Consider the following 11,730-nt stretch of genomic DNA (forward strand, 5'->3'; position numbering starts at 1 on the left):
CAAAAACAGAGCGAAGCGGTTTTTTGCAGAGACTTTCATCATTCGTTGTGGGCGGCAGATCATGGCCGTTTATCAGAAAGTCCGGAGTGCAAAAACAGAGCGAAGCGGTTTTTTGCAGAGACTTTCATCATTCGTTGTGGCCGGCAGATCATGGCCGTTTATCAGAAAGTCCGGAGTGCAAAAACAGAGCGAAGCGGTTTTTTGCAGAGACTTTCATCATTCGTTGTGGCCGGCATATCATGGCCGTTTATATGAAAGTGTCAGGTGTTAGGTGTTAAGTGTTAAGTGTTAGGAAAAACTGCAAAACTTTCATACTTTGTTGTGACCGTCAGGACATGGCCGTTTATATGAAAGTGTCAGGTGTTAAGTGTTAAGTGTTAGGAAAAACTACAAAACTTTCATTGTTCGTTGTGACCGGCAGATCATGGCCGTTTATATGAAAGTCCGGAGTGCAAAAACAGAGCGAAGCGGTTTTTTGCAGAGACTTTCATCATTCGTTGTGGGCGGCAGATCATGGCCGTTTATCAGAAAGTCCGGAGTGCAAAAACAGAGCGAAGCGGTTTTTTGCAGAGACTTTCATCATTCGTTGTGGGCGGCATATCATGGCCGTTTATCAGAAAGTCCGGAGTGCAAAAACAGAGCGAAGCGGTTTTTTGCAGAGACTTTCATCATTCGTTGTGCCCGGCATATCATGGCCGTTTATCAGAAATAAACAATGGCCAAAATCAGAAATAAACGCTCATAAAAAAGCCGGGTTTTTTGCCCCCTCCGGTTATGAAAATATTCTCAGATAAAAAACCCGGCTTTTCAAAATGTATTTTCACGGTAAAGGAATGCCAAACTGCAAGTTTGGCACTCCGGATGTCCCGGCAATGCTGTTGACTTAAAACTGAACAGCTTTTCCAGCATTCTCTCCGGAGTGCGAAAAATTCTTTTTCGCAAGTGCGAGAAATACTTTTTCGCAAGTGCGAGAAATACTTTTTCGCAATTGCAAAAATACAATTTTTGCACTCCGGATCCGCACGGAACTTATTAAGTCAACAGAATCGAGATGTCCCGGGGCTTATTTCCGATAATGGTCGTCTTTTTAATTTGGATATTCAACTGTTCAGAATCGCCCTTATCCGTTTCAGTACCGGGGGATGAGAATAGTTCAGAAACACATAAAAAGGATGAGGAATGAGATTTGAGAGATTATTGGCAGAGAGTTTTTTTAGAGCATCTGCCAGAGAACTGCCATCCTGTGTGGTTTCCACTGCAAAACGGTCTGCTTCGTATTCATTCTTACGGGAACGCATCTGCATGAAAATCCCCAGAAAAAATTCTATGGGAGAATATAACATGCCAAAAAAGATCATCCCGGCATACACTGATTTCTGCTCCATATAAAACGCGTCAAAAAGTCCCTGGTAAGAAATAAACAGAGATAACAGAAAGAGCATTATTCCCAGTTCCGCAAAAGAAATAATCATGGTCTGAAGGATATGCTTTTTCTTATAATGACCGATCTCATGGGCCAGCACCGCCACCAGTTCCGAAACTGTATGTTGAGCAATCAGTGTGTCAAACAGGGCAATGCGTTTGTTTTTACCAAATCCGGTAAAAAACGCATTGGATTTTTCAGAACGCCGGGAACCGTCAATGACGAAGACATTTTTCAGAGAAAACTTTACAGATTGTGCATAAGACATGATGGCATGTTTCAATTCTCCGTCCTCAAGCGGCTCGAATTTGTTAAAAAGCGGCATGATCCAAGTGGGCGCAATGAACTGAATGATCAGCATAAATATTGTAACCACTATCCAGCAGTACCACCAGGCATTGGAACCGGCATATTCAAAAAAAGCAAGCACTCCCGCCAGAAGCGGCCCTCCCAGGAGAATCGAAAGCATCAGCCCTTTGAGCATATCTGTCGCAAAAATCCGCCATGTGGTTTTGTTGAATCCGAAACGCTCCTCAATAACAAAGGTGGCATAAATGCTGAACGGCAAGGATAAAATCGTTTTGAACGCTATCAGAATGCCGATATATATCAGACCGGTCAGAACTGGTCCCTGGTTCCAGGAACGGGACCATTGATCTAAGAAGAGAAAGCCTTTTCCGAACCAGAAGACAAACAGCACTGAGATGTCAAACAAAGCGGTAATCCACCCGAAGCGGGTATTGACCCGGAGATATTCCTGGGACTGACGATAACGTTCTGTATCATACACACCCTGAAACGGCTCAGGCACTTTATCCCCCAGCATCCTGAGATTCAGTACATCCGCCAGGGTATGCAATACAAAATCAGCAACAATGGTAAGCAGAATAATAACAGCGATAAAATTCATATGTAATGGTTATTTGTAATTTGTAATTTGTGATTTGTAATTTGTGATTTGTAATTTGTGATTTGTAATTTGTGATTTGTAATTTGTGATTTGTAATTTGTGATTTGTAATTTGTGATTTGTGATTTGTAATTTGTAATTTGTGATTTGTAATACTTATGGTCTGGTACTTATGAAATCCTTGTAGCGGGGGGACGGCAGATTTTATAACTTCCTATATAATGAAAATATGCCGTAAAAGCAGGTGGTTGAAGTATGAGACCTGCGAGGTTTAAAGAAACCTCGCCAAGTCTCTGATTGAACCGAGGTTTATTTTGCAGCAAGATTCTTCAAAAGAAGTGCTGCATCTGCTGTATCTATCTTTCCGTTTCCGCTTACATCTGCTTTAGCATTTACTCCGGTTACAGGTAATCCTGCTGCCACTTTCAGACATACAATCACATCTGAGAGACCCGGAGTTCCGCTGCCATCAAAATCACCAGCTACGGGAGTTGTAAATGTCTGATTTGCGCCGTATGATGTGCCAAAAGCATTTGTTGCATAGGCCCTGACATTATAGGTCACACTTTCAGTCAGCCCTGTAAAATTAGCTGAAAAAGCTGCTTCTGTTCCCAGAGGTGTCTCAGGTACATCTGTTACATCGGCACCGCCTATTTCAGGATTTTCCGTTGTAGCCAAGACAACACCTCTTGCTGTGGCGTCTGTAGCTTCTCCGCTCACAGTTGCAGAAGTTGCGTTGTAATTTGTCACCACACTGGTGGTAACTGTCGGGGAAGCTGTGCTGAAGAATACACTATCGCTCCCATATTCTGTGCCTTCGGAATTCTTTGCATACGCATTCACATAATATGTTTCACCAAGAGTCAACTGATCTGAAGGAATGGTAACTTCAAAAGTTGCTGTCGTTAATTCTCCTTCAACCGCAAGACAGTCGGCTCCGGCCTCAGCGGTCGGATTTTCTGATGGCCCCCAACAAACACCTGCTTCGCTGATCTTGGCAGCAGCAAAATCTTCATTTGTAACATTTCCAGTGATGATTGCAGTGATTGTGTCATCCGGATTTTTTGAGACATTTGGCGGTGTCACAGTTTCAACTGTCGGAGGAGGCGGCGGATCACCTTCTGAGGTAACAGTCGCATCCTCACCAGTCATAGGCACGGTTTCTGTTTCAGTCTTAGTATCATCCGTCCATCTGGTCAGTGTTTTCGAAGGAACATCATCATAGTAATAATCATAATAAGTTATATCTGTTCCCGGATTATCCGGATCATCTATATCATAAGATTCATAAACACCGATGTAATACTTCGTACCTTTAGCTAATTCTTCATTTTGTAAGGAAAAAGTGCCTGAACACCCCTGACCTGGTGAACAACTATCCGAAGGGAATATGTTAAGACCATCCATCTCCTCTGGGTTGGTGCCATCACCAGGTTCGGTTTGATTTAAATTCTCCTTCAGAAGATAGATCCCCACTTCTTCGCTTCCTGTTCTCAGCACCATTACCTTAAAAGTCGGAGGGTCCTGAGTAATATTTACTTCCAATCCTGTTTCAGGATCCGGCCAAGAAATCGCAGCATCCGCTTGCTGCGGAGCAATAAAACCCACCCCCAACGCCATCGTCACAAAAAGGGTTAAGGCAACCAACGTTCCTTTTTTCATTTTTTCTTTTCCTCCTTTTTAAAAGTGTCCAACTACGGTTTTTTTTCTTATGATTTAGCATCACAGGTGTTTTTAACCGCTTTTGAACAAAATTTACTGACTGTTCAAACCTCCCTTTACCGTAAAAAAAAACCGACACATTTCTTATCGGCGCACAACATCAACTTTTTTTACGGCAATTCATCCCCCTCTTACCATAAGATATCCTCCTTTTTTCCAATTTTTGCCTTAATTTTAAAGCCATTTTACGGCCTTGTTACCTTAAATAAAAAAAGCACCGGATATGACACTGCTCTGCCCTAATTCGCAGGCTGATTATTTTTTTATTAAAAAATTCAAATTATTATCATAAATTTTTAGCCCATAAAATCATATGTTCCCTTTATATATACATCCGAAACATAGTTTGCAAGTATTTTTTTACGAGTGATTCCGAAAAACACTCCAATCTTCAGCGTATTCAGGAGGTCAGGCATCGCTTGTCAGGGGCAATATCAGAAAAGGGTTAAAAATCAGGAATTTTTATCTTATTTTATTATACACGGCACGACGCTTTTTCTTACACGGCTGTTTTAAAAAATTATCAGAAATTAGGTTGGTATTCAGAGATCACTCCTCTGAACTATCCAAGATTTCAGAAGATTCCAGAGATGCCTTTATGAAGGATTTAAACAGGGGATGCGGATTCATGGGGCGGGATTTGAATTCAGGATGAAACTGACATCCCAGAAACCACGGATGATTTTTAACCTCGATAATTTCGACCAATTCACCATCCGGTGATGTGCCGCTGATGACCAGTCCCTTTTCTTCAAGCCTGCTTTTGTACGCATTGTTGAATTCATACCTGTGGCGGTGACGTTCCGAAATATTCTCAACCGCATATGCTTCAGATGCCAATGTTGATGCTTTCAGATGGCAGGGATAGGCTCCCAGACGCATGGTTCCGCCCTTGTCCGAATGAATATCCCGGGTCTGCATGGTTTCGGTTTTGTCATCATACCACTCTTTCATCAGGTAAATCACGGGGTAAGGCGTATCCTCGTCAATTTCAGAACTGTGGGCTTCCTTCATATCCGCCACATTGCGTGCAAATTCAACAACAGCCACATGCATTCCGAGGCAGATACCGAAGAACGGAATTTTGTTTTCTCTTGCATACTTGACTGCGCAAATTTTTCCCTCAATCCCTCGGGTGCCGAATCCTCCGGGAACCAATATGCCGTTCGCGTCGGAGAGGATATCTTTGCAATTGTCCGGAGTGATTTGCTCCGAATCAACAAACATGAGATTCACACGGCAGTCATTGGGAATCCCGCCATGATACAGGGCCTCGTTCAGACTCTTATATGATTCCGTGAGATCCGTATATTTCCCCACAATAGCGATAGTGACAGAATATTTGGGCGCATTGAACTTTTTGACAAACTCCTCCCATGCTTCAAGCCGGGGCGCCCGGGTCCAGATACGGAGCAGTTCCACAATTTTATTATCCAGCCCTTCTTTATTAAACTGAAGCGGAACCTCGTAGATACATTCCACATCCTTTGCTGTGATCACCGCGTCCACACTCACATTGCAGAAAAGGGCGATTTTCGATTTAATATCCTCGGACAAATACCTGTCTGTGCGGCAAAGGAGAATATCCGGCTGGATTCCGATACTTCGAAGCTCCTTTACACTGTGCTGAGTCGGCTTTGTTTTGAGTTCTCCTGACGTTCCGATATACGGAACAAGTGTCAGATGGATATACAGCACATTTTCTTTTCCCACATCAGCCCTGAACTGACGAATCGCCTCCAAAAATGGGAGACTTTCAATATCACCGATAGTGCCGCCAATTTCCACAATCAGAACATCCACGCCATCTGCCGCAAGCCGGATATTGTCTTTAATCTCATCTGTAATATGCGGAATAACCTGAACCGTGCCTCCGAGATAGTCACCCCGCCGTTCCTTCATAATGACGGAATGATAGATTTTTCCCGTGGTAAAATTGTTTTTCCGGCTCATATTCGCTGTTGTGAACCGCTCATAATGCCCCATATCCAAATCTGTTTCAGCCCCGTCATCCGTGACAAAAACCTCGCCGTGCTGGAAAGGGTTCATGGTTCCGGGGTCAACATTAATATACGGATCAAGCTTCTGAATTGTCACCCTAAGCCCCCGGCTCTCCAAAAGCGCTCCAATGGATGCGGAAGCAAGCCCCTTGCCAAGTGAGGAAAGAACTCCTCCTGTTACAAATATGTATTTTGTGATACTTGCCATCTGTTATATTACCTTAGTATTTGAAACTTGAAACTTGAAACTTGAAACTTGAAACTCGAAACTCGAAACTCGAAACTCGAAACTCGAAACTCGAAACTCGAAATTTTGACACTTTAAAGAATGATAAAATTGTTTCGGTAGTCCTGCACAAGCAGTGATGAATGAGATTCAGTGTCCTGATAACCGGGGGACTGAACGGGATTCATCACTACCTTTGCAGGACTACCATTGTTTCTATCCAAGTTTTAAGTTTCAAGTTTCAAGTTTCAAATTTTATTAAATCCATTCGGAAAGAAGTACTTTGTTTGAAAATACTGCTCCTTCCCCAAGTTCCTCTTCGATTCTGATCAGCTGGTTATATTTGGCAATCCGGTCTGTACGGGACATGGATCCTGTTTTTATCTGGCCCGCGTTCACTGCGACTGCAAGGTCTGCAATAAAAGTATCCTCGGTTTCCCCTGACCTGTGAGATATGACAGTGGTATAAAATTCCTGCTTTGCCATGTTGATGGTGTCAAGGGTTTCGGTAACAGTTCCGATCTGATTCAGTTTGATCAGAATCGAGTTTGCAATGCCGTTTTCAACGCCTTTGTTGAAGATTTCAGGGTTGGTTACAAAAACATCATCTCCCACGATCTGACAGTCATCCAGACGTTCTGTCATCATTGACCAGCCATCCCAGTCCTGCTCTGCAATGCCGTCTTCTATGGAAAGGATGGGGTATGTGCCCACCAGTTCTTCATAATAGCCAATCAGTTCTTCTGACGTAAGTTCCTTGTTTTCCGATTTCAGAACATATTTTGAGTTTTTGTAAAACTCGCTGGCCGCGGCATCCAGGGCAAGACCGATCTGTTTGCCAGGCTCGTATCCGGCCGCCTCAATGGCTTCCATGATCAGTTTTATTGCCTCTTCGTTTGAGTTAAGGTTCGGCGCAAATCCGCCCTCATCCCCCACAGCCGTATTAAAATTCTTTTGCTTGAGTATTTTTTTGAGATTGTGAAAGATTTCAGCGCCCATCCGAACCGCCTGGACAATGCTGTTCGCGCCCACAGGGATGATCATGAATTCCTGTATGTCAAGATTGTTGCCTGCATGCGCCCCGCCGTTGACAATGTTCATCATGGGCAGCGGGATGTATCGGGCATTAACCCCTCCGAGATACCTGTAAAGCGGTAATCCGTGAGCTTCTGCTGCGGCTCTTGCCGCGGCCATGGACACGCTGAGTATGGCATTTGCTCCCAATCTTGATTTATTGGGCGTGCCATCCAGTTCAATCATATGGTTATCAAGAGATGCCTGATCTGCCGCATCCATGCCCTGTACAGAAGGAGCGATTTCGGTCATAACATTTTTTACGGCTGTTGCAACGCTCTTTCCACCAAACCGCTCTGATTCTGTATCGCGGAGTTCCAATGCCTCACGTGTTCCTGTGGAAGCGCCTGAAGGAACAACCGCACGTCCCACCGCACCGCAGGCGACCATGACATCTGCTTCAACAGTGGGGTTTCCTCTTGAGTCCAGAACTTCCCTTGCTTTTACATCAATAATCTGAGTCATAATGCTCTCCTTATAATAAAATAAGTGTTTGGGTATTTTATGTATCTGAGTGTCTGAAACCCGAGTGCCTGATATCCATCAAACATCTTCGATAACCACCTGAACACTCAGACATTCAAAGCCTCAGAACACTTAACCACCTATTAACTTGACAAATGAAAAAGAAATGCTACTCTGCTTATATTGTTATGTCAAGAATTGGGTTGTCAAGTATTCAGATATTTAGTATTATTATTTATTTTCAAATACTTGAAAACTCAGTCACTCAAGTGATCAAAAAAGGTTATCATGCAAAATAAAGATTTTTACACCACCACCCATCTTATTGTTGCGGCAATACGGGTTCATGAACATCAGAACAATGCTGCTCCCTCTGTTGATGATATTTGTCGTTCCCTGTCATTTTCTTTGGAACAGGGACATTTTATATGTAACAAACTTGATGAAATTGAAATCATAGAAATAGTGAGAGGCGCTTACGGTGCCAGGCTTTTCATCAAGGATCATTTAAAAATTGAGGAAATTCCAAGAGCTGAAAAAGGAAGCAGCCTGCGGGAAGAGATTGAAAAATTTCAAAATACCAAAAAGGATTTTGAACAAAAGATAGAATCTTTTCAGGCGGAGAAAGCAGAAAGACAAAAAACGCTTTTTGCTGAAATTGAAAGCAGGCTCAGACAGAAAACAGACGCAAAATAATCATTTTGCAAATCTTCCGTCATCCTGTATTGTTTCAAGTTTATCTGTCTGTGTTTCAACCCATCCCGTTTTTTCGACTTTTCGAATGTCGAATTTCGGAATATAGGGTTTCACGTCCAACACCGGCGTGGCATCCAGCATGTCAATATCCTGTATATGAAGGCAGCCTTTGTCCACCCTTAAAAGACGGACCACAGATATTCCCACGGGATTGGGACGTGCCGGTGCCCTGGTGGCAAACAGACCATGAAATGCATCATCCAGGAACGGCTTTACCTTCAGAGAAAACTTTTTTGACATATGGAAATGATAAATCAGAATAATATGGGAAAACTGCTCAAGATCATCAAGTCCTTCAACATATTCCGGAAATATTTCCACAACCGCTTCAACGCCGGCACCTCCCGCGGGCTGGATAGGAGTTCCCTCAGGAGTTTTGAACGGGGAATGAATGACACCGATGGGCATATATTCTATTTTATTCATAATTTCTCCGACTGACAGATGAATGCTCAGACTTCCGAAGTTTCCAGAACTTCGGAAGTCTTCCATAGCTCTGGAAAGTTCACCTGATCTTTACCGTGAAAATACATTTTGAAAACCCGGGTTTTTTATCTGAAAAAATTTTCATAACCGGGGGCGAAAAACCCGGCTTTTTCATGAGCGTAAACATCTGCTTTTTACTTTATTTTGTCTAATAAAGTTTGCACTGCCGCCATATACTCTGATAAGCCATGAAAAAATATATCATTGTGATTTGCCCTCGGAATTTTGAGCAATGTTTTGTCAGGAGACGGACACGCGTCATATAAAGCCTGACCATCTGAAAAAGGAATGATGTGATCGTGTTCTGCATGAATGACAAGAGCGGGCTTGTCAAATGTTCGTATCTTATCCAAATTGCCGACACCATCCTCTTCCCTGATATCCAGGGCCTCAACATTGATACCCAGCAGCTTTAACAACGGAATCACATAAGCAAATCCGCTTTCAATAATGAGACCATCCATGTGCCTTTTATAACAGGCTGCAAGTTCAAGAGCGGATGCGCTTCCCAGGGACCGTCCCATGACAATAAGAGGGCCTGAGTAGTTGTTTTCTTTGAGCCATTTTTTTACAAAATCGAAAATCACATGGCAGTCCCGCATCATGGCCGTGACAGTCGGTTTTCCAGTTGACCGGCCATACCCCCTGTAATCCACTGGTAAAAAATTGATCCCCATCTGGTTATAATTTTCTCCCATGTCATCATAATCAGCAACAATTTCACCGTTGCCGTGAAAGAAAAGGATGTTCGGGGCGGATTGTTTTACCATATGGAAACGCGCCCCCACCACCACACTGTTTTCCACCGGAACAGATATATCCCGACTTGACATTCTCAGCCCGGACCTGGGGTGAAACAAAAACATGGAAACTTCCAGCCGATCCAGAGCAGAATAATCATTTTTTGAAATATATGCCATAAGTTCTCCCATATAAACGGATATGACCTGCCAGTCACAATAAAAGTATGAAAGCGGGACCGGAACTTCTCAATTCTCAATTCCTATGTCCGTTCGGATGTAATTATTAGTTATCTGTTGATTACTTCAATGAAGCCACAATATTTTTTGCTGCTTTTTCTATAAGCATTGTGTCTATGCAAACGGCAATCAGTGTGTAACCAGATTGTATATAAGGCTTAAGAACCTCAGCGGTCGCGCCAAATATACCGAGCGGAATTTTTGCCTGGTCCGCGTATTTTTTTACATGCGATATTGCTTTTTGAACAGCCGGGTCGGTTGTCAGGCCCATCTTTCCCATACTGGCTGAAAGGTCATATGGCCCGACGAATAAGCAGTCAATTCCGGAAACCCTGACGATGTTTTCAATATCATCCACAGCATCTTTATGTTCGATTTGAATGATGACAACGGTCTCATCATTGGCAGAAGCGACATATTTCTGGAAATTGCCTCCGTAGCCCTGTGCCCTGGCAACACCGACACCTCTTGACCCTTCGGGCGGATATTTACAAAGCCGAACCGCCTGTCTGGCATCCCCGGCGGACCGAATCTGTGGTATGATAATACCGGAAGCACCTATATCAAGCGATTTTTTAATCCAGACTTCGTCGTTTGACGGCACGCGTATCAGACATGGGAACTTCGGTGTCACAGCCTGAAGAATAAGTTGTGCGTCTCTGATGGTCAGGGCGCTATGTTCAATATCCACAAAAAGCCAGTCAAATCCGGACATACAAAAAATTTCAGCAAGTTCAGTGGACGGAAGTGTTATTATTGCTCCGATAAGAAGATCACCCCGAATTATTCTGTTTCTGACGGATCCGTTCATGTATTTTTTTCCATATGCGCTTAAATCTCAGGCAGATAATTTTAACGATTCAATTTTTTTTAGATTGTTATCTGCTCATATGTCCGGTTCGCTGCTGAAAACTGAAAAACAAAAACCATCTCACCTGTCTGTTTTTAATTTCTTTAATACTTTGAGATATTAATGCCTTCCCTGCCTATCACACGCCCGCCTGAAAAAAATCTTTTTTTGTAATATTTTTCAGTGAGGTCATTTATCATCACTCCTTTGCTGCGGGCTGCGTGAACAAATTTGTTGTCTTTCAGATATATCCCCACATGAGAAATTCTTCTGCCCCTGATTTTAAAGCAAAGAATATCCCCTTCCTGTAATTCCTCTTTTTTAACAGGAACCAGGTCATTATAGTACATATTACGTGATGTGCGGTTTAATTCTATACCATAGGCTTCTTTATAAACAGATTTCACAAAACAAGAACAATCTATTCCGTATTTTGAACATCCTCCCCATTTGTAACGAGTGCCAAACCATTTATCTATTGCCTTAATTAAGTCTTTATTTTCAGTTCCATCAAGTTCTAATCCTAATTTTTTCGAACACTCATAATAAAATCGTGAATTAAAGATTTCCATTAAAGGTGTTTCGGACATGTCCTCATCTTCCAAATGTGTTTCGTTTTCAGCAGCATCTTCACACTCGCACTCATCAGCCGTCCGGGGAGCGGTTTCAGAGGTCGCTTTGTTTTTAATCTGAGGAACAGGTTTTTCTGTTTCATAAGCCACTGTTGCTACTTCCTGAACGTTGTTCTTTCTGACTGCCGAACAGGAATAAGTGGTGATTGCCAGCAAAACAACGACAATATATTTGAAAGCGTCACTCGGAGTTAATGTCCGTGACAT

The 11,730-nt window shown here is 42.8% G+C and carries 9 protein-coding genes; 1 reads left to right on the forward strand and 8 read right to left on the reverse strand.

Annotation, left to right across the window (positions count from 1 at the left end):
* Positions 1-1,100 precede the first annotated feature (1,100 nt).
* The 4 genes from dnm_RS04540 to eno form a co-directional block, all read right to left on the reverse strand.
* Positions 1,101-2,333, reverse strand: a complete 1,233-nt coding sequence (locus tag dnm_RS04540) for a M48 family metallopeptidase (RefSeq protein ID WP_207681522.1) — start codon at positions 2,331-2,333, stop codon at positions 1,101-1,103.
* 308 nt (positions 2,334-2,641) lie between these two features.
* On the reverse strand, positions 2,642-3,994 hold the full coding sequence (locus dnm_RS04545; protein ID WP_207681523.1) for a hypothetical protein: 1,353 nt from the start codon (positions 3,992-3,994) through the stop codon (positions 2,642-2,644).
* A 609-nt stretch (positions 3,995-4,603) separates the two neighbouring features.
* Positions 4,604-6,262 (reverse strand): CTP synthase, encoded by a 1,659-nt coding sequence (gene pyrG, locus dnm_RS04550; RefSeq protein ID WP_276571850.1) that lies wholly within the window; start codon positions 6,260-6,262, stop codon positions 4,604-4,606.
* A 276-nt stretch (positions 6,263-6,538) separates the two neighbouring features.
* Entirely contained in the window at positions 6,539-7,819 is a 1,281-nt protein-coding gene (eno, locus tag dnm_RS04555) for a phosphopyruvate hydratase (RefSeq protein WP_207681524.1), read from the reverse strand.
* Positions 7,820-8,107: 288 nt separating this feature from the next.
* Here eno and dnm_RS04560 point away from each other — a divergent pair, with 288 nt between their 5' ends.
* On the forward strand, positions 8,108-8,515 hold the full coding sequence (locus dnm_RS04560; RefSeq protein ID WP_207681525.1) for a hypothetical protein: 408 nt from the start codon (positions 8,108-8,110) through the stop codon (positions 8,513-8,515).
* Here the strand turns inward: dnm_RS04560 and tsaA are convergent, their stop codons facing one another.
* The 4 genes from tsaA to dnm_RS04580 all read right to left on the reverse strand — a co-directional run bounded on the left by tsaA (position 8,516) and on the right by dnm_RS04580 (position 11,730).
* Positions 8,516-9,001 carry a tRNA (N6-threonylcarbamoyladenosine(37)-N6)-methyltransferase TrmO gene (gene tsaA / locus dnm_RS04565; protein ID WP_207681526.1) on the reverse strand — a complete coding sequence of 162 codons (486 nt, stop codon included), beginning with the start codon at positions 8,999-9,001 and terminating at the stop codon, positions 8,516-8,518.
* A gap of 194 nt (positions 9,002-9,195) precedes the next feature.
* Entirely contained in the window at positions 9,196-9,981 is a 786-nt protein-coding gene (locus dnm_RS04570; protein WP_207681527.1) for an alpha/beta hydrolase, read from the reverse strand.
* A 121-nt stretch (positions 9,982-10,102) separates the two neighbouring features.
* Positions 10,103-10,852, reverse strand: a complete 750-nt coding sequence (locus dnm_RS04575; protein WP_207681528.1) for an HpcH/HpaI aldolase family protein — start codon at positions 10,850-10,852, stop codon at positions 10,103-10,105.
* Between the two features lie 143 nt (positions 10,853-10,995).
* Entirely contained in the window at positions 10,996-11,730 is a 735-nt protein-coding gene (locus dnm_RS04580) for a C40 family peptidase (protein ID WP_207681529.1), read from the reverse strand.

Source organism: Desulfonema magnum (assembly GCF_017377395.1).
Classification (GTDB): domain Bacteria; phylum Desulfobacterota; class Desulfobacteria; order Desulfobacterales; family 4be13; genus Desulfonema_C; species Desulfonema_C magnum.